Origin of the sequence: Stappia sp. TSB10P1A (assembly GCF_900185725.1) — a bacterium.
GTDB lineage: Bacteria > Pseudomonadota > Alphaproteobacteria > Rhizobiales > Stappiaceae > Stappia.
The window spans coordinates 28,812-48,488 of record NZ_FYAU01000051.1 but is presented as its reverse complement, the minus strand read 5'-3'; the positions used below and the strand labels follow the sequence as shown (position 1 = coordinate 48,488).

Annotated in this window: 18 protein-coding genes; 7 read left to right on the top strand and 11 right to left on the bottom strand. The window is 65.7% G+C overall.

What is annotated here, in order from left to right; genetic code table 11:
• Window positions 1-36: 36 nt before the first annotated feature.
• The 10 genes from TSB10P1A_RS22960 to TSB10P1A_RS22915 all read right to left on the bottom strand — a co-directional run bounded on the left by TSB10P1A_RS22960 (window position 37) and on the right by TSB10P1A_RS22915 (window position 9,884).
• On the bottom strand, window positions 37-1,173 hold the full coding sequence (locus tag TSB10P1A_RS22960; protein ID WP_208987196.1) for a LacI family DNA-binding transcriptional regulator: 1,137 nt from the start codon (window positions 1,171-1,173) through the stop codon (window positions 37-39).
• An 83-nt stretch (window positions 1,174-1,256) separates the two neighbouring features.
• Complete coding sequence (locus TSB10P1A_RS22955) at window positions 1,257-2,198, bottom strand: DMT family transporter (RefSeq protein ID WP_186390293.1); 942 nt, start codon at window positions 2,196-2,198, stop codon at window positions 1,257-1,259.
• A 261-nt stretch (window positions 2,199-2,459) separates the two neighbouring features.
• Window positions 2,460-2,930: a MarR family winged helix-turn-helix transcriptional regulator gene (locus TSB10P1A_RS22950; protein ID WP_186390292.1), complete on the bottom strand. Its 471-nt coding sequence runs from the start codon at window positions 2,928-2,930 to the stop codon at window positions 2,460-2,462.
• 198 nt (window positions 2,931-3,128) lie between these two features.
• On the bottom strand, window positions 3,129-3,716 hold the full coding sequence (locus TSB10P1A_RS22945) for an NAD(P)H-dependent oxidoreductase (RefSeq protein ID WP_186390291.1): 588 nt from the start codon (window positions 3,714-3,716) through the stop codon (window positions 3,129-3,131).
• A complete protein-coding gene (locus tag TSB10P1A_RS22940; RefSeq protein WP_186390290.1) occupies window positions 3,716-4,297 on the bottom strand; it encodes an NAD(P)H-dependent oxidoreductase in 582 nt (193 codons plus the stop codon). The genes TSB10P1A_RS22945 and TSB10P1A_RS22940 overlap by 1 nt, the downstream gene beginning before the upstream one ends.
• A gap of 10 nt (window positions 4,298-4,307) precedes the next feature.
• Window positions 4,308-5,708, bottom strand: a complete 1,401-nt coding sequence (locus TSB10P1A_RS22935; protein WP_186390289.1) for an FAD-binding oxidoreductase — start codon at window positions 5,706-5,708, stop codon at window positions 4,308-4,310.
• Between the two features lie 3 nt (window positions 5,709-5,711).
• Entirely contained in the window at window positions 5,712-7,031 is a 1,320-nt protein-coding gene (locus TSB10P1A_RS22930; RefSeq protein WP_186390288.1) for a cytosine deaminase, read from the bottom strand.
• Between the two features lie 4 nt (window positions 7,032-7,035).
• The gene (locus TSB10P1A_RS22925) at window positions 7,036-7,911 is read right to left on the bottom strand and encodes an ABC transporter permease (protein WP_244293223.1); all 876 of its coding nucleotides are present in this window, start codon (window positions 7,909-7,911) and stop codon (window positions 7,036-7,038) included.
• Between the two features lie 63 nt (window positions 7,912-7,974).
• Window positions 7,975-8,796 carry an ABC transporter ATP-binding protein gene (locus TSB10P1A_RS22920; RefSeq protein ID WP_186390287.1) on the bottom strand — a complete coding sequence of 274 codons (822 nt, stop codon included), beginning with the start codon at window positions 8,794-8,796 and terminating at the stop codon, window positions 7,975-7,977.
• Window positions 8,797-8,858: 62 nt separating this feature from the next.
• Window positions 8,859-9,884, bottom strand: a complete 1,026-nt coding sequence (locus TSB10P1A_RS22915; RefSeq protein ID WP_186390286.1) for an ABC transporter substrate-binding protein — start codon at window positions 9,882-9,884, stop codon at window positions 8,859-8,861.
• 533 nt (window positions 9,885-10,417) lie between these two features.
• Between TSB10P1A_RS22915 and TSB10P1A_RS22910 the strand changes: the two genes are divergently transcribed.
• The 3 genes from TSB10P1A_RS22910 to TSB10P1A_RS22900 all read left to right on the top strand — a co-directional run bounded on the left by TSB10P1A_RS22910 (window position 10,418) and on the right by TSB10P1A_RS22900 (window position 13,262).
• A complete protein-coding gene (locus tag TSB10P1A_RS22910) occupies window positions 10,418-10,810 on the top strand; it encodes a RidA family protein (RefSeq protein ID WP_186390285.1) in 393 nt (130 codons plus the stop codon).
• Between the two features lie 182 nt (window positions 10,811-10,992).
• A complete protein-coding gene (locus TSB10P1A_RS22905; RefSeq protein WP_186390284.1) occupies window positions 10,993-12,336 on the top strand; it encodes an 8-oxoguanine deaminase in 1,344 nt (447 codons plus the stop codon).
• 110 nt (window positions 12,337-12,446) lie between these two features.
• On the top strand, window positions 12,447-13,262 hold the full coding sequence (locus TSB10P1A_RS22900; protein ID WP_186390283.1) for a creatininase family protein: 816 nt from the start codon (window positions 12,447-12,449) through the stop codon (window positions 13,260-13,262).
• 8 nt (window positions 13,263-13,270) lie between these two features.
• Here TSB10P1A_RS22900 and TSB10P1A_RS22895 read toward each other — a convergent pair whose 3' ends face one another.
• Window positions 13,271-13,618 carry an ArsC family reductase gene (locus TSB10P1A_RS22895; RefSeq protein ID WP_208985156.1) on the bottom strand — a complete coding sequence of 116 codons (348 nt, stop codon included), beginning with the start codon at window positions 13,616-13,618 and terminating at the stop codon, window positions 13,271-13,273.
• A 143-nt stretch (window positions 13,619-13,761) separates the two neighbouring features.
• Here TSB10P1A_RS22895 and TSB10P1A_RS22890 point away from each other — a divergent pair, with 143 nt between their 5' ends.
• The 4 genes from TSB10P1A_RS22890 to TSB10P1A_RS22875 all read left to right on the top strand — a co-directional run bounded on the left by TSB10P1A_RS22890 (window position 13,762) and on the right by TSB10P1A_RS22875 (window position 19,673).
• A complete protein-coding gene (locus TSB10P1A_RS22890) occupies window positions 13,762-15,465 on the top strand; it encodes an adenylate/guanylate cyclase domain-containing protein (protein ID WP_208987195.1) in 1,704 nt (567 codons plus the stop codon).
• 14 nt (window positions 15,466-15,479) lie between these two features.
• Window positions 15,480-16,640, top strand: coding sequence for an acetylornithine deacetylase (argE, locus tag TSB10P1A_RS22885; RefSeq protein WP_186390282.1), 1,161 nt, complete (start codon window positions 15,480-15,482; stop codon window positions 16,638-16,640).
• Between the two features lie 307 nt (window positions 16,641-16,947).
• Window positions 16,948-18,531 carry an ABC transporter substrate-binding protein gene (locus TSB10P1A_RS22880; RefSeq protein WP_186390281.1) on the top strand — a complete coding sequence of 528 codons (1,584 nt, stop codon included), beginning with the start codon at window positions 16,948-16,950 and terminating at the stop codon, window positions 18,529-18,531.
• Between the two features lie 164 nt (window positions 18,532-18,695).
• Window positions 18,696-19,673 carry an ABC transporter permease gene (locus TSB10P1A_RS22875; protein ID WP_186390280.1) on the top strand — a complete coding sequence of 326 codons (978 nt, stop codon included), beginning with the start codon at window positions 18,696-18,698 and terminating at the stop codon, window positions 19,671-19,673.
• Window positions 19,674-19,677: the final 4 nt, after the last annotated feature.

Here is a 19,677-nt window from a genome sequence, read left to right as displayed (position 1 = left end):
CCCTGTCAGATTGCATGTGACGGATGGTGGATATGGTCAGCCGGACCGGCCCCCGCGCGGTGGCGGCGTGCTCTCGCGGACGGTGAGGCTCGGTTCGATCAGGCGGCGCTCGTCGCCGACCGTCTCCCCGCCGATCTGGCGCAGGATCAGGCCGGCGGCCTCGCGGCCGATCCGGGCCGGGTTGTTGCATACCGATGTCAGCGACGGCGAGCCGCCGGCGGCGCCATCGGTATCGTCATACCCGCCGATCGCCATGCCCGTGCCCGGCTCGACGCCGCTTCGCTTCAGCGCCGCCGTAAGGCCGAAGGCGATCAGATCGTTGAAACCGAACACGGCGGTCGGCTGCGGACGGGCGGCAAGCAGCGCCGGCACTGCCTCGCGGCCGTCCGCCTGGGTCATCAGTTCGGGAATGTCGACCTGCGCCGCCGGATCGAGTCCGGCTTCCTCCAGCGCCTGTCGCCAGCCGAGATTGCGGTCGCGCCCGGCCGAACTGCGCCGCCTGCCACCGACCATCGCGATCCGCTCGTGGCCTTGCGCGATCAGATGCTCGGTCAGCATCCGCCCGCCGGCAACGTCGTCGCCGCGCACCACCGGCGCACGCGCGCCCTCGACGTCGCGGCAGATCAGCGTCACCGGAATGCCGGTCTCCACCAACTGGTTGATCTCGGCGGCGGTGGTGTCGACGGACGCGCACAGCACCAGCCCGTCGATACGGTGTTGCAGCAGGCTGTCGACAAAGCCGCGCTGGCGGCGCACGTCGTCGCGATGATTGCAGATCAGCACGACCTGCTGCTCGCGCCCGAGTTCATCCTCCAGCGCCCGGAAGACTTCGGCGAAATAGGGATTGAGGATGTCGTGAACCGCAATCCCGACCATGTTGGAGCGCGCCGTGCGCAGGGCAGCGGCCGAGCGGTTGTAGATATAGCCGACGCTGCGGGCATGCGCCTTGATGCGCTCACGCGTCTCGGAGGCAACCAGCGGCGAATTGCGCAGGGCCAGCGAGACCGTCGCCGTCGACACCTTCAGCTCCGCCGCCATGTCGCCCAGTGTGATTCGCCGCACCAGTGTACGCGCGGGGGCGGGCAGAATCGCGCTGCCGCTGTCCTCACCGGCCGGCACCACTGCCACCGTTGCGCTCGGGCGGCCCCGGCGTCCCGAAGATCTGTCGCTCACGCTCCGCCCCTCGGTTCGGGCCGCCGAACGGCGACCTTAATCGATTGAAGGATTACCCATCGCCGGTCGCCGCACAAGATGTCCTACCCCCGCCCCTGCGAGGCCGCCTCGGCGGCGACCTCGGCACGGGAGATCTTGCGCTCGCGATAGAGGATGTAGAGGCCGGAGGCGGTGACGATGGATGCGCCGGTCACCGTGTAGACGGTCGGAACGTCGGCGAAGACGAGATAGCCGAGCGCGACCATCCAGAGGATCTGCGTGTACATGAAAGGCGCCAGCACCGGGGCGGGCGCCAGCATATGCGCTCGGATCAGGGCAAAATGGCCGATGCCGCCAAGGGCGCCGGTCGACAGCAGCAACACCCAGTGCCAGACGCTCGACGGGGTCTGCCACGCGGAAATGCCGAAGGGCGAGATCGCCGCGGCCGCGACAATGGCCGAGATCATCAGCATGCCGACGGGCGAATCGGTCTGGGTCAGCATGCGCGTCGTCAGCACGTAGATCGCGTAGCAGAGCATCGAGCAGACCGACAGCAGCGCTGCCCAGTGCATCTCGCCGAAGCCCGGACGGGTGACCACCAGGACGCCGATGAAGCCGACGATGATCGCGATCCAGCGGCGCAGGCCGGCCCATTCGTTGAGCAGCGGCCCGGCCAGCGCCGTCACCACGAACGGCGCTGCGAACATGATCGACACCGTCTCGGCCAATTGCATGTAGCGGATCGCGAAGAAGTTGAAGGCGGTCGATCCAAGCAGGCACAGGGCTCGCAGGATCTGCAGTCCCCAGCGGCGCGTATGCAGCACCTGCGGCATCCGCCAAAGGCGGAACAGCAGGACGCCATAGAGGATATGCGTCATGAAACGCATCCACACGACCTGCTCCGTCGGCAGAAACTGGCCGAGATACTTGGCCGTCGTGTCGAGGCAGGAGAAACACAGAAAGGCGAAACAGATCAGCGCGATGCCGACGAAACGCTCGGGGATGAGCCGGGCCCAGCCGCTGGCCGCCCGCTGCAAGGAATCCAAGATGTGCCCTCACTCGCCTGTCGACAGGGGCCGTCGGTCGGCGCACTCCATCGATCACGACCGGAATCGTGCATTTGTCCTATTAATTAGACTAGATCAGGGAATCTTGCGACTTGTCATGTCGCGGAATTGCACACCGGCTATGCGCTGAGAGCAACCCGGCCGACCGGCAGGCGCAGATCGGCGAGGCGGATGCCCGAACGACAGCAAGTCCTCTCCGGCGGAGACGACAGGAGCAACCACACCCATCCGGCAGGCACGTCAATCGACTTCGTCGAGTTCCAGGTCGACCTCTTCGACCATGCGCGAGCCGAGGTTCTTTTCCACCTGCCGAAGCAGCTTGCGCAGCTTCTTGCGGTCTTTCTCGTCGAGGCCGGCAAGCGCCTCCCGTTCCAGCCGCTTCCACGACCGGTCGACCGTCTCGACCAGCGCCCTGCCCTCGTCCGTGAGGAAGACGCGGGCAAGACGCCCGTCGGTTTCCGAGGCCGCCCGGCGCAGGAAACCCTGAGCCGAGAGCCGGGTCACCATCTTGGTGACCGTCGGCGGCTGCACCGAAAGCACGGCCGCGAGCTGGCTCATGGTCTGTCCGTCGTTTTCGGACAGGATCTTGAGCACAGCTTCCTGGCCCGGATGAAGACCGATCCGGGAGAGGTGGATGCCTGCGCGCGAACGATGGGCCTTGGCGGTTTGCGCCAGGCGAAACGTCACGCTCTTTTTGTAATTGAACGCCATGTTTCGCCTTCTAATGCCGGCAAATGAAAGCTTGATGACAGCGAACGAAACTCGTGTTCCTGCCCGGCATGCGGGGCAGCGGGTGCACGGCACACGCCTGCATAATGCGACCTGAACGGTGGGGAATCAAAGAGGAATTGTCCGAAGGCGAGCAACCTGTGCCATCGCCCGGAGCGGCGCGCCGGCTCCCAAGACGGCTTACCAGCTCGCAAGCGAGCGTTTCACTTTTGCCAGATAGCGCGCGCGGCTCTCCGCAGTGGACGTATCCATCTTGTAATGGGCGAGATACCGGACCCGGCACAGCGGGTGGCACAGAAGCCGAATGCCGCGCAACACCGTCTTGCGGCCCGGCTCGCCCACAATCTTCGAGATTAGCCAGGAGGCGCCGCAGGTCGTCACCACGGCGATCTTGCGGATGTGCTGCATGCGCGGCCGCGTCCCGCTGGTTTCGGTGGGAATATCGAACGTCACATGCGGGATCCAGACCCGGTCGAGATAGCCCTTCAGCATCGCCGGCAGGCCGTACCACCAGGTCGGATAGATGAACAGCAGCGCCTCCGCCCACAGCAGGTCGTCGACATGATCGGCAACCGGATCCCGGTTCACGGCCGGATCGGCATAGCGTCGCCATTCGCCCGCGTGCATCACGGGATCGAAGCCCTGCTCATAAAGGTCGGTAAGGCGCGTCTCGTGGCCGGCAGCGTTGAGCGTTTCCATGGCCGTCTTGCACAATGCCGCCGAGAAACTGTCCGATGCGGGGTGGCTGAAGATCACAAGAACGCGCATCAAAGCCTCTCGAGTTGCGCCGTCACGCGTGCGACGAAAGCCGAGCGGCCGGCCGCGTCGATCCTGTTCATATCGTAGAGCGCAAGATAGGAGAGCCGCCCGGTCGGCGCGATCAGGGCACGCAGCACCCGGCAGACCAGCTTGCGCGGCGGATCGCCGACCAGGAAAGCCCGCAGCCGGCTGCCGCCATAGGTGGTGATCGCGACAAGCCTGCGCACATGCTGGAGGTTGGGCACCACCTTGCCCTCCCGCATCCGGAACGAGACCCCCGGCAGGAACACCCGGTCGAAATACCCTTTCAAGATCGCCGGAAAGCCGAAATTCCAGACCGGATAGACGAGAATGATCGCCTCCGCCCGCAGCACCTGAGCGACATAGTCCGCGACCGGTTCCCGGTTGCGATCGAGATCGTGATAGGAAAGCCGCTCCTCGCGGCTAAGGATCGGGTCGAAGCCGTTTGCATAGAGATCGCAGACCTCGACCGAATGGCCGGCGGCCACGAGCACCCGCAAGGCCTCGTCCTTCAGCGCGGCGGAGAAGCTCTCCTCCACCGGATGCGCATGGATCAGCAGCACGCGCATGCGATCCGGCCTATCGCGCCAGGCCGGGGAACAGGAAGGTCTGCTCGGCCGAGAAGTCGAAATCCGGGTTCTCCCAGGCGATCATCTTGCCCGGATTGAGCAGCCCCTTCGGATCCGCTTCCCCCTTGAAGGCAAGCTGTACCGCGTCGGTCTGCTTCATCCCGCCCTCTTCCAGCGTGTAGCGGTGCGGATTGAAGATCGGACAGCCGAGATCCTCGTGGATGCGGATGATCTCGTTGAGCCGCTCCTCGGTCGTATAGCGCACCACCGGCAGGCCGAAGCAGGTGATCTTGCCGTCGAAGCGCACGAATTCCAGATGCGCCGGCACCTCGTCGCCGAGCATCTGCGAAAGCTTCACCGCCTTTTGCACATGATCGGGGAAGGGGTAGAGCACCTGCAGATAGGTGATCGTCGGATCCACCCTGAGGCCGCGCAGGGTCGTGTGGTTCCAGGTCAGTTCGTAGACCGGCGGCAGCCCCTTGCTCTCCTCCTCGCTCGCCAGATCCGAGCGGTAGAGGATCCCCGCGCCCGCCTGGCGCCGGGTGAAGGCATCGAAGGCATCCATCGCGAAGGGCGCCACCATCACGGCACAAACCGACTGGTCGGAGCGCAGGAACTTGCGGTGCCGCAGGAAATAGTCATGCGGCAGCGGCGCCGCGATGGGAGCGATTTCCTTGGTCAGGATGCCGTCCTGATTGGCCAGCGCATTGGCATAGCGCGCCGCGCCCGCGAAATCGTCGAAGCCGACCAGCACGTCGACCCAGTCATAGGCGGCGGTCAGCGGCACGCTCACCTCGGTGATGATGCCGTTGGTGCCATAGGCATGGCTGACCTTGTGCAGGTCGGCGCCGGAGAGCGTCAGCACCCGCGGCTCCGCCTCCATCGTCACGACCTTCAGCGAGAGGATGTTGCCGAAATCCCGGAGTCCGCCCCAGTTGATCGAGCCGATGCCGCCCGAGCCGCCGGCAATGAAGCCGCCGATCGTTGCCGTCCGGTAGGTGGAGGGATGGATCCGCAACTCCTGCCCCGTCGGGCGCACGGCGTCATCAATGGCCGACATGATCGCGCCCGCTTCGGCGCGCACGAAGCCACGGCCGGTCTCCAGAACGGCGTTCATCTCGGCAAGGCTCAGCACCACGCCGCCGGAGAGCGGCATCGCCTGACCGTAATTGCCGGTTCCGGCGCCGCGCGTCGTCACCGGAATGTCGAGTTCATAGCAGGCCTTCAGGACGCGGATCACGTCCGCTTCGCTGCGGGCGCTGACGACGATATCGGCGGTGACGTCCTCCAGTTGGCGCTTCAGCACCGGCGAGTACCAGAAGAAATCACGGCTCTTCTGCCGCACGATCTGCGGATTGTCCTCGATCGCCATCCCGTCAAGGGCGGCCTTCAGCGCGGCGATGTCATACATGCGTCAAGGCTCCATCAGATCGTCGAGGTCTCGATAGTCGGGCAGCGTCCGGTCAAGGGCAATGCCCGCCCGCAGGACCTGGCGCGGACCGGACGGACGGGCGCAGAGTTCGTTCCAGGTCCTCGCCCGGAACAGGACCAGATCGGCAGGCAGGCCCGCGTCGATCCGCCCGCGCGTCGGGTCGCCGAGCAGGCTTGCGGGCGTCGTCGTCACCGTGCGGATCCAGTCTCCCGACGGGTGATCGAGATGCAGGGTGCGGATCGCCTGCGTGAACACCTCGATCATGTCGAGATCGCCATAGGCATAGAACGGATCGCGCGTGTTGTCGGAGGCGACGGCGACGGGAATGCCCCGCGCCTTCATTTCATGCAGCAGCGTCACGCCGCGCCAACGCGGGGTGCGTCCGGCCTGACGGTCCATCAGATACATGTTGCAGAGCGGCAGCGACACGACGCCGATCCCGGCCTCGGCCACCAGATCGAGCGTGCGGTCGACCTCGTCCTCCGGCTGGCGCGCCAGCGAGCAGCAGTGACCGCAGACGATCCGTCCCCCGAAGCGGTTGCGCAGCGCGCCCTCGGCGATCATCGCAAGCGAGCGCGCCTCCGGGTCCGCCGTCTCGTCCACATGGAAATCAAGGTCGAGCCCGCGCTCGGCGGCGGCGCGGAACAGCGCATCGATATGCCCTTCCAGCCCTTCGACCATATAGGTGACCGCGCCGAGCGTGCCGCCGGTCTTCAACACCGTATCGGCGATCTGATCGAGAAATCCGGGCATCAGCAGGCTCTCGACGCCGTAGAGGGCCGAGGCCTGCAGTTCGATCCGATCCACCCACTCCTGCCGGATTTCGGCGAAGAGCGGCCAACTGATCTCCTCCTGCGGCGGAATGCTGTCGAGATGCGTGCGGATCATCACCGTGCCATGGGCATGAGCGCAGCGCAGGGCGAACTCCATGCGCCGGCGCAGATCCGCCGCCGTCCAGCATGCCGGCCGGTCCGCCTTCACCGCTTCGAGTGCGCCGGCGAAGGTCCCGTCCGGATTGGGCCGGCGCGGCCAGATATGCCCCTTGTCGAGATGGGTGTGCATGTCGACGAAACCGGGCAGCACCAGGCCGCCGTCGAGATCGACGACCGCCAGCCCCTCGCGGCTTGTCAACAGGCCCGGCGGCGCGATGGCCGTGACCTCGCCATGCTCGATCTGGATGTCGGCCCGGCCGAGGCCGTCGCCGAGATGGTTGAGCGTGCCGCCGGTGACGGCGCTCGGCAGGGTCGCATTGGCCAGCAGGACCCTGCCGGTTGCTGGAACATCTGGCATGGCATGGGTCATTGCATCAGGTGTCCCGCTTGATCGCGCTCTCGTGCCAGTGGCGCAGCAGGAGATGCGACAGCACGCTCAGGCTGGCGAAGATGATGATGCCGGTGACCGAGATCAGCAGGATCGCGGCGAACATGCGCGGAATGTTCAGCCGGTAGCTCGCCTCGAGGATCTTGAACGCAAGGCCGGAGCCGAGGCCCCCGGTACCTGCGACGAACTCCGCGACGATGGCACCGATCAGCGACAGGCCGCCGGCGATCTTGAGGCCACCGAGGAAATAGGGCAGCGCCGAGGGCAGGCGCAGATAGCGCAGCGTCTGCCAGCGGGTGGCACCGTAGAGCTGGAACAGGTTGCGCAGGTTGTGGTCGGCGGAGTTCAGGCCGAGCGTCGTGTTCGACAGGATCGGGAAGAACGCAACGATCCAGGCGCAGATCAGCAATCCGGCGATCTTCGAGGGGACATAGATGAAGATCAGCGGCGCGATGACGATCACGGGCGTCACCTGCAGGATCACCGCATAGGGAAAGAAGGACATCTCAACCCATTTCGACTGGGCGAAGAGCACCGCGAGCCCGACGCCGCCGATGGTGGCGATGACCAGCGCCCCGAGCGTGATCGCGATGGTGATCAGGAGGGCCGGCCAAAGGGTCGACCAGTCCGCGACCAGCGCCTGCACCACCCGGTCGGGGCCCGGCAGGATGTAGTGCGGCACCTTGTAGGCAACGACATACCACTGCCACAGGGCAATGGTGGCAACCATGACCACGACCGGCAACAGCCAGCGCGCGGTGCGGTCGATCCGCTCGCGGCGGGCCTTGGCGAGTTCCGCCGGGTCGGCCGTCGGCATCGCGGCTCCGTTCCGGCTTGCAGTCGTGTCCAGGTTGGCCGTCATGCGGTCGGTCCTCTGGCTGTACGGCAGGAAACTCGGAAGGCCCGGGCACTCCGGACCCACCGATCAATGGTGATCGTCGTCTTCGCTTGCCATCGCCGCCTGCAGCGCCTCGGACGCATTCCGGCAATGGTCCGAATAGACATGCGAGGTGCGGAAGGTCTCGTCCCGCGGATAGGGCGCATCCACGGCAAGGTCGGCCACGACCCGCCCGGGCCGCGCCGCCATGACCACGATCCGGTTGGAGAGATAGACGCTCTCGAACACCGAATGGGTCACGAAGATCACCGTCCAGCCGAACTCCTCCCACAGGCGCAGCAGGTCGTTGTTGAGGCGGAAGCGGGTGATCTCGTCGAGCGCCGCGAAAGGCTCGTCCATCAGCAGCAGGCGCGGCTTGGTCACCAGCGCCCGCGCGATGGAGACCCGCATCTTCATGCCCCCGGACAGTTCGCGCGGGTAGCTCCTGGCGAACCTCTCCAGCCCGACCATCTCCAGCGCCTCCATGACGGCGGTGCGGGAGGTCTCGGCCGAACTGCCCTTCAGCTTGAGCGGCAGGTGAACGTTGTCGAACACCGTCGCCCAGGGCATCAGGGTCGGCTCCTGGAACACGAAGCTGATGGCGTGGTCGCGCGCGCCCGGCCGTTCGTCCGGCCACAGCAGCCGCCCCGCCGTCGGGCTGGAAAGTCCCGCGATAATGCGCAGGGCCGTCGACTTGCCGCAGCCGGAGGGGCCCAGCAGGCTGACGAACTCGCCGCTGTTGATGTCCAGCGTCATGTCCTTCAACGCCACCGTGGCATTGGCGAAGGTCTTCGACACCCGCTGCAGCGAGACGATCGGTGTCCGCGGGGAGGTCTCCCTCCCCGCGGGTGCTGAAGAGGAGGCGCTCATAGCGCGCCCCCCGACACTGCCGGCCGCGCCGGCCGGATCATTCCGTGAGTGGACAAGGCTGGTCAGTTCCCCGTCAGCTTCTTCTTGATGTCGAGGCCGACACCCTTGTTCACGAAGTCGAGCGTGTAGGTCTTCTTGATGTCGAGGCCGTCCTCGATCACACCCGCCTTGACCATCTTGTCGTAGAAATCGGTCATCCGCTCGTCGGTCATAGCGCCGATGCCCAACGTCTCGGTATCGCCGGAATCGACGATGCCGAACTCCTTCATCTTGTCGATGGAGAAGGCAATCTGCTCGTCGGACATTTCCGGGTTGTCGGCCTTGATCGCCTCGTTGGCCGCCGAATTGTCGCCGTACAGATAGTTGTACCAGCCGATCGCCGACCCTTCGACGAAGCACTTCACCACCTCCGGACGGTTGGCGACCGTGTCGGCCATGGTCTCGACGGTGGTGGCATAGGTGCTGAAGCCGTAGTCGGCGATCAGATAGATGTCGGGAGCGAAACCGCCCTCGCGCTCGACGGCGAAGGGTTCGGAGGTGACATAGCCCTGCTGGCCGGCCGCCGGGTCGGCAAGGAACGGCGCCGGGTTGAACGTGTAGGGACGCCGCTGCTCGACGGTGAAGCCGTATTCGGAGATCATCCACTGATAGTAAGAGGCAAAGCCGTTGTCGCCGATCAGCAGCGGCGCCGTACCGGCCATTGCCTCGAAGCTCTCGTACTTGCCGGGATGCGTCAGGATGATCTGCGGCTCCTTCTGGAAGTCCGCGGCCACCACGACGATCGGAATGCCCTCGCGCAAGGCGAAGAACGCCTGCAGCATGTTGCCGCCCATCAGGAAGTCGATCTTGCCGGCGAGCATGAGCGCCCGGTTGTTCACCTGCGGTCCGCCGGTCACGATGGTGACGTCGAGGCCGCAGGCCTTGTAGGTGCCGTCGGCAACGGCTTGGTAGTAGCCACCATGCTCGGCCTGGGCCAGCCAGTTGGTGCCGAACGTCACCGCCTCCTGGGCAAGCGACCCGCCTGCCGAAACCGAAACAAGCGCAAGTGCCGCCCCTCCAAGCAGGGCGCTCTTCGATACTGTCCGCATGATGCTGTTCGCCTCCAGAAATGGTCCAAGTTCGCGTCGGCCTGCGTCGGGCCACCGTCCCGTTCTTTTTGCGGCGATCCCCGCCCCGCGAGCGGGATCCGCCTGAGCTGACCGAGTATGATCGGCCATCGAGGATCAGCCACGCTCAAATTGCAGCCATCTCCTCAAAGCACAGCAATCGACGTGCCACGCCCCCTGAGATACCAGCCGATTTTGACAATCCTTTAGGGGCCGGAACCGTTTTTGGAGCCTTCGCCGAAAGGACAGTCGCAAAATCAACCAGGGCAAACGCCGCAAGCGGCGCGTCATGGCATCGACAGCAGACACTAACCCAGCTTGCGCGCACAAAAAAGCGGCATTGCGGCCGACCCCTTCGCCGGAAATTTCATCATGGGCAGGGCTTCCCGGCATGACATCCGAAGGTGCATTTCCGTTGGGAATGCGCCGCGGCTAGGATGCCTGTCCAGCCACGCGCGCAGCCGCCCGGTGCCTTCGCACAGGGCCGATGCCCCCGCCTAACTCCAGGAGGTCCGATGACCAGAGCAATCACGCCGCCCGACATGGCCCCGCCCTTTGCCCGCTACAGTCACGCGGTGGAAGTCCCGGCGGGCCGCCGGCTGGTCGTCTGCTCCGGTCAGCTCGGCATCGATTCGCAAGGCGCCGTGCCGGCCGATGTGGAAGGTCAGACCCGCCTGTGCTTCGAGAATATCGGCCGCATCCTGGCGGCTGCCGGCATGGGATTTTCCGACATGGTGCGGATCAACGCCTATGTGACGGGCCGCGAGCACCTTGCCGGCTACATGAAGGCACGCGACGAGTTCACCGGTTCGCCCCCGCCCGCCTCGACGCTGATGATCGTCTCGGGATTCGCCAGACCCGAATTCGTTGTCGAGGTGGAAGTGATCGCCGCCGCACCCGAGCGGTGATTCGCGAGGCCGGCAGCAGGAGCCCGTTGCCGGCTCTTCGACGCCTCTGCTAGGCTTGCAATTGCGCCGGACGGTACTCTCGGCCGGCGCCAATCACGCAACCCTTTTCCCTGTGCGGAACTCGGGCGGCTTCGGGCCGCTATCCAAGCCTGCAGGTCGACCCGACAACAGGACGCACATTCATGCGCATGTGGATCAAGGACCCGCTCGCCATCCTTGCCGACAACGCCGCCCGCGGCATCGTGGTGGAAAACGGCCGGATCACCGAACTCGTACCGGCCGGCAGGGAGCCGTCAAGCCCGGTGGACGAGACCCATGACGCCTCGTCCGAGGTGGTCATTCCCGGCCTGATCAACACCCATCACCACTTCTTCCAGACGCTGACGCGCGCCCATCCCAGCGCCATCAACAAGGAACTGTTCCCCTGGCTCCAGGCGCTCTACCCGATCTGGGCCAGGAACGTCACGCCGGAGACCTTCCGGCTCGGCACCCGCCTTGCCCTGACCGAGCTGCTGATGTCGGGCTGTACCGCCGCCTCGGACCATCACTATCTCTTCCCGGCCGGCCTCGAGAACGCCATGGACATCCAGGTTGAGGAGGCCACCCGTCTCGGCATCCGCATGACGGTGACGCGCGGCTCGATGAACCTCAGCCAGAAGGACGGCGGCCTGCCGCCCGACACGGTCGTGCAGGACGAGGACACCATCCTTGCCGACTGCGAACGGGTCCTGTCGCGCTATCACGACACGTCCGAGGGCGCGATGATCCAGGTGGCGCTTGCCCCTTGCGCGCCCTTCACCGTCACCAAGCGGCTGATGCGCGAGAGCGTGACGCTGGCCGAGCGCTTCGACTGCCGCCTGCACACGCATCTCGGCGAGACCATCGACGAGGACGATTACTGCCTGCACCACTTCCAGTGCCGGCCCGTCGACTATCTGGAGGAATGCGGCTGGCTCAACGAGCGCGTCTGGCTGGCGCATGGCATCCATTTCAACGACGACGAGGTGCGGCGCCTCGGCCATGCCTGCGTCGGCGTGTGCCACTGCCCGACCTCCAACATGACGCTGGCTTCGGGCCAGTGCCGGACGAAGGAGTTGGAAGCCGCCGGCTGCCCGGTCGGCCTCGGCGTCGACGGTTCGGCCTCCAACGACAATTCCAACCTGATGGAAAGCCTGCGCCACGCCTTGATGATCAACCGGCTGACCTATGACGCGGCGTCGGTGACCCATTTCGACACCTATCGCTGGGCGACGGAAGGCTCGGCCCGCTGCCTCGGGCGCAAGGATCTCGGCGCCATTGCCGTCGGCAAGCAGGCCGATCTTGCCTTCTACCGGCTGGACGAGTTGCGTTTTTCCGGCGCCGGCGATCCGCTCGCCGCGCTGATCCTGTGCGGCGCCCATACGGCGAACCGGGTGATGGTCGCCGGCGACTGGAAGGTGGTCGACGGCCGTCCCGTCCATATCGATATCGAACGCCTGCGCGCCGAGCACGGCGCCGCGGCGAAACGCTTCCTCGAAGCGCTTTGACGACCGGCCCGCAGGGCCCACATGACAGGAGGCCGGGCGATGCGACCGGTCTCCCCGCCTTCGGCCCTTCCATGCGGCAAGGACCGCCACGCCAACGAGAGCTGCACGACATGACCGACCTGCCCCGCCGCTTCTGGCACGAGATGACCGCCTTCGACTTCGCCAATGCCGACACTTCGTCGTGGATCGCGGTGCTGCCCGTGGCGGCGATCGAGCAGCACGGCCCGCACCTGCCGGTCTTCACCGACACCTGCATTGCCGAAGGCCAGATCTCGCGCGTGCTGGAACTGCTGCCGCGCGACGTGCCGGCGACGTTCCTCCCCGTTCAGGCCATCGGCAAGTCCAACGAGCACATCTCCTCGCCGGGCACGCTGACGCTGTCCTGGGAGACGGCGACCCGTGCCTGGGTCGAGATCGGCGAAAGCGTGTTCCGCGCCGGCGTGCGCAAGTTGGTCCTCGTCACCTCGCATGGCGGCAACGTGCCGCTGATCGACATCGTCGCGCGCGAACTCCGGGTGAAGCACGACATGCTGGTCACCGCGACCGGCTGGTCGCGCTTCGGCCAGCCGCACGGTGTCTTCCCGGACGAGGAGTTCACCTATGGCATCCATGGCGGCGATATCGAGACATCGCTGATGCTCTATCTGCGCCCGGATCTGGTGCATATGCGCAAGGCAGAAGACTTCCGCTCGACCCAGCTCGACTTCCTGCGCGAGTTCAAGCACCTGCGCGGCCATGGGCCGGCCCAGTTCGGCTGGAAGGCGCAGGACCTCAACCCGGCCGGAACGGTCGGAAACGCTTCAGCCGCCACGGCCGCCAAGGGCGAGGCCTCGCTCGACCATGCCGCGCGCGGTTTCGTCGAATTGCTGAAAGACATGCACGCCTTCGATCTCGGCCGACTGTGGACGCCGGATGGCGAAGCCTGAGGCGAACTTCAGCGCAGCGTCGACCAGGACGCGGGATCGAAGCCGATCAGCCAGCGGTCGCCATCGTGATAGATCGGCCGCTTGATCGCGGACGGATGGTCCAGCAGCACGGCGAGCGCTCCGGCGTCGCCGGCGGCTCGAGCTTTCGTCTCGTCGGGCAGCTTGCGCCAGGTGGTTCCGCGCGTGTTGACCACCGCTTCCCGTCCGAAGGCCTGGAAGAACGACCGCAACAGGCCTTCGTCGATACCGGCCTTCTTGTAGTCGTGAAAGGTGTAGGCAAGGCCGTTCTCGTCGAGAAACCGGCGAGCCTTCTTCACCGTGTCGCAATTGGCTATACCGTAGAGCATGGCGGCCATGGTCAGGGTTCCTGACAGGAGGGGTTGGCGAGAGATCGCCAAGGGTCGCCGCAGGATGGGCGACCGGCACTTGCAGCGTCAAGGCCGGGCTCCTGAAGACGTGACCTTCCCGCAAGATGCGGGACGAGCGGACGGCGGCTTGTATGGCACAGAGAAAGACGCCCGCATCCGCGGACGGGCAAGGAATCCGGCAGGGGCTGCGGCTGGCCAGCGGCCTCGTTCTGCTCGCCTTCGCGTTCAGCCACTTCCTCAATCACATGCTCGGCATCTGGTCGATCGAGGCGATGGAGACCGGGCGACTGGTTTTCATAGCCCTGTGGCGCAGCCCGCCCGGCGAAATCCTGCTGCTCTCCGCCCTTCTTGTGCATGTCGCCCTCGCCCTGTGGAAGACCGCCCGCCGGCGGAGCCTGCGCCTGCCGCCATGGCAATGGGCACAATTGCTGCTGGGACTGGCGATCCCCTTCCTGCTCATTCCCCATGCCATCGGCACCGCCGGTCTGGCCCACCGATTCGGCTATGAGGACAGCTACCGCAACGTGCTCAGCGTCCTGTGGCCCGGCCTCGTCTTCAACCAGACCCTGCTGATGCTGCTGGTCTGGCTGCACGGCATGATCGGTCTGCATTTCTGGCTGCGCCCGAAGCCGGGCTACGGTCCATTCAAGCCCGCCCTTTTCGCCGTCGCCCTGCTCGTCCCCGTTCTCGCCTCCTGGGGCTGGATCGACGCGGCCCGACGTCTTCGCCTGACAGAAAACCCGCCCTTTCCTCTGACGCCGGAGATGGCCGTCTGGTCGGATCCGCTGATCGCCGCGCTGCGCAACGGCTTCTATGCACTGGTCGCGATGGCCCTCGTCGCCATTGCGGTTCGCGCGCTGCTGCGCCGCCCGCGCAAGACCATCGAGATCACCTATCCGGGCGACCGGCTGGTGAGGGTCGCCCCCGGTCCGACCCTGCTGGAAATCAGCAAGATGAACGGCATCCCCCATGCCGATGTCTGCGGTGGCCGCGCCCGCTGCTCGACCTGCCGGACCCGCATTCTCGACGGCCTCGACACGTTACCCGCCCCGTCCGCGACCGAAGCGAAGGTGCTCGCCCGCATCAGCGCAGGCGAGGACATTCGCCTTGCGTGCCAGGTTCGGCCGCAAGCGCCCCTCAAGGTCCAGCCCCTGGTACCGGCAAGCGGCGCAGCACGCGTCGCCGGATCGGACGGCGATGCCTATCACTGGGGCGTCGAACAGCCGGCGGCGATCCTGTTCGTCGACCTGCGGAACTTCACCGGCCTTGCCGAGCACCGGCTTTCCTACGACGTTGTCTTCCTCCTTAACCGTTATCTCGGCGAGACCGCCAAGGCGGTCGAAGCCTGCGGCGGCTATGTCGACAAGTTCATCGGCGACGGTGTCATGGCGATCTTCGGCATGAAGGACGGGCTGCAGGCCGGCTGTCGCAACGCGCTCGCAGCGACAAACGCCATCGCCGAAACCATGGAGCGCCTCAACGTCGAACTGGGACCGCAACTGAACGCGCCGCTCAGGGTCGGGATGGGCCTGCACGCCGGCGCGGTGATCCTGGGGCGCATCGGCGCGGTAAGCGGCAACGGTGCCAGCGCCCGGATCACCGCGCTTGGCGACGTCGTCAACATCGCAAGCCGGCTGGAGACGGCGACGAAAGAACTGGGACACAGCCTCGTCGTCTCGAGCGCCGTGCTGGAGGCCGCCGGCTACACCTGCAACATTGCCGGGAAAACCGAGATCGCGGTCAGGGGGCGGCGCGAACCGCTCGACGTTTTCGCTCTCGACCCGCCGGCCTGCCTGGTCGATACTCTGACCGGACACAGCTCCCCTCCCGCCTGAATCAGGTCTCCCCCATGTCGCGACAGTATTCTTCCCAGGAAATGCTTGCCCGTCTCGTTGCCTTTCCGACGGTCTCCTCCAACAGCAATCTCGATCTCATCGATTTCGTCGAAACCTATCTGGCGGAGCACGGCATCGCCGCGCGGCGCGTGCCCGACGCCACCGGCACCAAGGCCGCGCTGCACGCCGTGATCGGCCCGCACAAGGACGGGGGCGTGGCGCTGTCCGCCCACACCGACGTCGTACCTGTCGAAGGACAGGCCTGGAGCAGCGACCCGTTCGTCCTGCGCGAGGCCGATGGCCGACTCTATGGCCGCGGCACCTGCGACATGAAGGGCTTCGCCGCCGTGGCACTGGCAGCCGTGCCGCAGATGGTCGCCGCACCGTTGACCCGTCCCATCCACATCGCCCTGTCCTACGACGAGGAAGTGGGCTGCATCGGCGCACCTCCGATGATCGATTCGATGCTGCGCTCCGGCCCCAAGCCGTCGATGGTCGTGGTCGGCGAACCCAGCAACATGCGCGTCATCACCGCGCATAAGGGAACAGCGGTCATCCGTGTGACCGTGCGCGGCCACTCGGTTCACTCCAGCCAGTGGGACCGCGGCGTCTCGGCCATCGCCAATGCCGCCCGCATCATCTCCTGGCTCGATGACCGCACCCGCGAGAATCAGCGGGCCGCCGATCCGGCCCTTGCCATGGACCCGCCTTTCACGACCCTGCATTGCGGCGTGATCGAGGGCGGCACGGCAGCCAATATCGTCTCGCGCTCCTGCTCCTTCTTCTGCGACATCCGCACTGTCCCCGGAGACACGCTGGAAGCCTGGCTCGAACGGCTGGAGACCTTCATCCGCACCGAGGTCGAGCCGGGCATGCGCGCCGTCCACGCCGACACGGGGGTGACCGTCGAGAAGCTCGCCTACGCTCCCGCCCTCAGCGAGGAGCAGGACGGGCCGGCCGAAGCGCTTGCCCGCCGGCTTACCGGCGACAACGGCCGGCACATGGTGGTCTATGGCACCGAGGCCGGACAGTTTCAGGAACGCGGCATTTCCGCGGTCGTCTGCGGTCCCGGTTCGATCGACCAGGCCCATCAGCCCGACGAATACATCGAGACGGCGGAGATCGTCGCAGCGGACGGATTCGTGTCGCGGCTCATCGCCGACATGTGCCGTTAGGTCAACCTGGACAGGGCTGCCTGCGAACGTTCAGGTCATCCACAGGCGCCCGATGCTTGTGCAAGGCGTGCACGGCAAGCCTTGCACAAGGAATGGCGCGGGCTCGGGATGGTGCTTCCGTCGCGACTTCCGCAATTCCTCTCTTTCGCGCCCAGCGCGTGCTGGACTGTCGCTTTCGACATTGCTTAGATGCAGGCTTGTGAACCGCATCAACGCGGTCTGTCGGATAGGACCGGATGCACCGGTCCACAGACAGGGCATCCGATAAACGGGGCATCCGACAAAACGACAAAGTCATGAGGGGACCATGCGCATCAAAACGACACTCGCGACGGCAGCACTCATCGCATCGCTGATGGGGACGGCCGCGTCGGCGGAGACACTCCGCTATGCCTTCCAGGGCACCTTGAACCAGCTCGATCCCTACTCGCTGAACGAGACATTCACGCTCGGCACGCTCGGCAATGTCTACGAGGGACTGACCCGGCGGGCGCCCGACCTCACCATCGAACCGGCTCTCGCCGAGCGCTGGGAGGTTCTCGAACCGACCCGCTGGCGCTTCTATCTGCGCAAGGGCGTCAAGTTCCACAACGGCAATGACTTCACGGCCGACGACGTGGTCTTCTCCGCCGAGCGCGTGCGCTCGGAAGGCTCCGACCTCACCACCCGCATCGGCGCCGACGTGAAGGTCGAGAAGGTCGACGACCACACCGTCGACTTCGTGCTGACCGGGCCGAATCCCATTCTCCACTACGAATGGGACACCTGGTACATCATGGACAAGGAGTGGACCGAGGAGAACAACGCGACCAAGGTCACCTCGGCCTCCGACACGACCCCGAATCACGCCTCGCTGCACGCCAACGGCACCGGTTCCTACAAGCTGGTCAGCCACGAGCCGGGCGTGAGAACCACCTTCGAGAAGAACGAAGACTGGTGGGACAAGGTCGCCGGCAACATCGAGAAGGTCGAGTTCACGCCGATCGGATCCGACGCGACCCGCGTTGCGGCTCTCCTGTCCGGCGAGCTCGACATGGTGTTCCCGATCCCGGTGCAGGACATCAAGCGCGTCGAGGACAGCCCGCAGACCAAGGCGCTGACCGGGCCGGAACTGCGCACGATCTTCCTCGGCTTCGACCAGAAGCGCGACGAGCTGCTCTATTCCAGCGTGAAGGGCAAGAACCCGTTCCAGGACGTGCGGGTGCGCAAGGCCTTCTACCAGGCCATCGACATGGACGCGATCCGCGACAAGGTCATGCGCGGCCTGTCGACCCCGTCGGCCCTGCTCATCTCGCCGTTCCAGTACTCGCGCGCGAGCGAGTTCACGCGCCATCCCTATGACCCGGAAGCCTCCAAGGCCCTGCTTGCCGAGGCCGGCTATGCGGACGGCTTCTCCGTCGGCATGGACTGCCCGAACGACCGCTACGTCAACGATGAGGCGATCTGCCAGGCGGTTGCCTCCTTCCTCGCCCGCGTCGGCATCAAGGTCGAGCTGAACGCCCAGCCGAAGGCACAGTATTTCGCCAAGGTGCTCGCCTCCGGCGGCTATGATACCTCGTTCTACCTGCTCGGCTGGACGCCCGGCTCCTTCGACAGTTGGAACGTGCTGACCAACATCACCGGTTGCCGCGACGACAAGGGCAAGGGTGGTCCCTTCAACCTTGGCGGATACTGCAATCCGAAGGTGGACGAGTTGTCGGCCCAGATCCTGGTCGAGAACGACCCGACCACGCGCGACGAGCTGATCGCCCAGGCCTATACGATCGTCCACGAGGATGTGTCCCACATCCCGCTGCACCAGCAGGCCCTGGCCTGGGGTGTTGCCGAGAATGTGGACGTCGTACAGCGCGCGGACGATCAGTTCCACTACCGCTGGGTCGTGAAGAAGTAGCATCGGCCTCCGCCAGTCCTGCAGCCCGGACCCTTGTTCCGGGCTGCAGCTTTTTCGGTAAACCCGACCGATGGCGCACGGGATCGGCCCGGCTGACCGGGTCCATCGCCGTAGCCAAACCGGAACCGACGGCCAAAGGCCGAGGCACCTGACGCAGAGGCCCCATGCTCGCCTTCACCATCCGCCGCCTCCTGCAGGCCGTCTTGGTCATGCTTGTCGTGGCCCTGATCTCGTTCACCCTGTTCCGCTTCGTCGGCGACCCTGTCAACCAGATGGTCGGCGTCGAGACGACACCCGAGCAGCGCGAGGCGCTGCGGGAGCGTCTCGGCCTCAACGACCCGGTCCTCGTCCAGTTCGGCCGCTTCATCACCAAGGCCGCCCGGTTCGATTTCGGCACCTCCTACCAGTTTCGCCAGCCGGTGGCCGAACTGATCGGGCGCCGCCTGCCGGCGACCCTGGAGCTGTCCTTCGTCTCAGCGGTCCTTGCCCTGCTCGTCGGCATCCCGATGGGCGTCTATACCGGCCTGCATCGCGACAGTTGGCTGTCCAAGCTGTTCCTGTCGATCTCGCTGATCGGCATCTCGCTGCCGACCTTCTTCATCGGCATCCTGCTGATCTTCGTCTTCGCGGTCACCCTGCAATGGCTGCCGAGTTTCGGGCGCGGCGGGGTCGTGCAACTGGGCTGGTGGTCGACCGGCCTTCTGACCTGGAGCGGCATCAAGGCGCTGATCCTGCCGGCCATCACCCTTGGCCTGTTCCAGATGACGCTGATCATGCGGCTCGTCCGTTCCGAAATGCTCGAGGTGATCCGCACGGACTACATCAAGTTCGCCCGGGCACGCGGCCTGCGGGAGCGCAGCATCAATTTCCGCCATGCGCTGAAGAACACGCTGGTTCCGGTGATTACCATCACCGGCCTGCAGCTCGGCTCGATCATCGCCTTCGCCATCATCACCGAGACGGTGTTCCAGTGGCCGGGCATGGGCCTGCTGTTCCTGCAGGCGGTGCAGAATGTCGATATCCCGATCATGGCGGCCTACCTCATGCTGATCGCCTTCCTGTTCGTGACCATCAACCTGATCGTCGATCTGCTCTATTTCCGCGTCGACCCGCGCCTGCGGGTCGAGCGTGCAGCCCATTAGGAGG

Coding starts and splice junctions, on each gene's coding strand:
- TSB10P1A_RS22950 (WP_186390292.1), bottom strand. CDS start 2,930: ATGGCGTTCAATTACAAAAAGAGCGTGACGTTTCGCCTGGCGCAAACC.
- TSB10P1A_RS22945 (WP_186390291.1), bottom strand. CDS start 3,716: ATGCGCGTTCTTGTGATCTTCAGCCACCCCGCATCGGACAGTTTCTCG.
- TSB10P1A_RS22940 (WP_186390290.1), bottom strand. CDS start 4,297: ATGCGCGTGCTGCTGATCCATGCGCATCCGGTGGAGGAGAGCTTCTCC.
- TSB10P1A_RS22935 (WP_186390289.1), bottom strand. CDS start 5,708: ATGTATGACATCGCCGCGCTGAAGGCCGCCCTTGACGGGATGGCGATC.
- TSB10P1A_RS22930 (WP_186390288.1), bottom strand. CDS start 7,031: ATGACCCATGCCATGCCAGATGTTCCAGCAACCGGCAGGGTCCTGCTG.
- TSB10P1A_RS22925 (WP_244293223.1), bottom strand. CDS start 7,911: ATGACGGCCAACCTGGACACGACTGCAAGCCGGAACGGAGCCGCGATG.
- TSB10P1A_RS22920 (WP_186390287.1), bottom strand. CDS start 8,796: ATGAGCGCCTCCTCTTCAGCACCCGCGGGGAGGGAGACCTCCCCGCGG.
- TSB10P1A_RS22915 (WP_186390286.1), bottom strand. CDS start 9,884: ATGCGGACAGTATCGAAGAGCGCCCTGCTTGGAGGGGCGGCACTTGCG.
- TSB10P1A_RS22910 (WP_186390285.1), top strand. CDS start 10,418: ATGACCAGAGCAATCACGCCGCCCGACATGGCCCCGCCCTTTGCCCGC.
- TSB10P1A_RS22905 (WP_186390284.1), top strand. CDS start 10,993: ATGCGCATGTGGATCAAGGACCCGCTCGCCATCCTTGCCGACAACGCC.
- TSB10P1A_RS22900 (WP_186390283.1), top strand. CDS start 12,447: ATGACCGACCTGCCCCGCCGCTTCTGGCACGAGATGACCGCCTTCGAC.
- TSB10P1A_RS22895 (WP_208985156.1), bottom strand. CDS start 13,618: ATGGCCGCCATGCTCTACGGTATAGCCAATTGCGACACGGTGAAGAAG.
- TSB10P1A_RS22890 (WP_208987195.1), top strand. CDS start 13,762: ATGGCACAGAGAAAGACGCCCGCATCCGCGGACGGGCAAGGAATCCGG.
- argE (WP_186390282.1), top strand. CDS start 15,480: ATGTCGCGACAGTATTCTTCCCAGGAAATGCTTGCCCGTCTCGTTGCC.
- TSB10P1A_RS22880 (WP_186390281.1), top strand. CDS start 16,948: ATGCGCATCAAAACGACACTCGCGACGGCAGCACTCATCGCATCGCTG.
- TSB10P1A_RS22875 (WP_186390280.1), top strand. CDS start 18,696: ATGCTCGCCTTCACCATCCGCCGCCTCCTGCAGGCCGTCTTGGTCATG.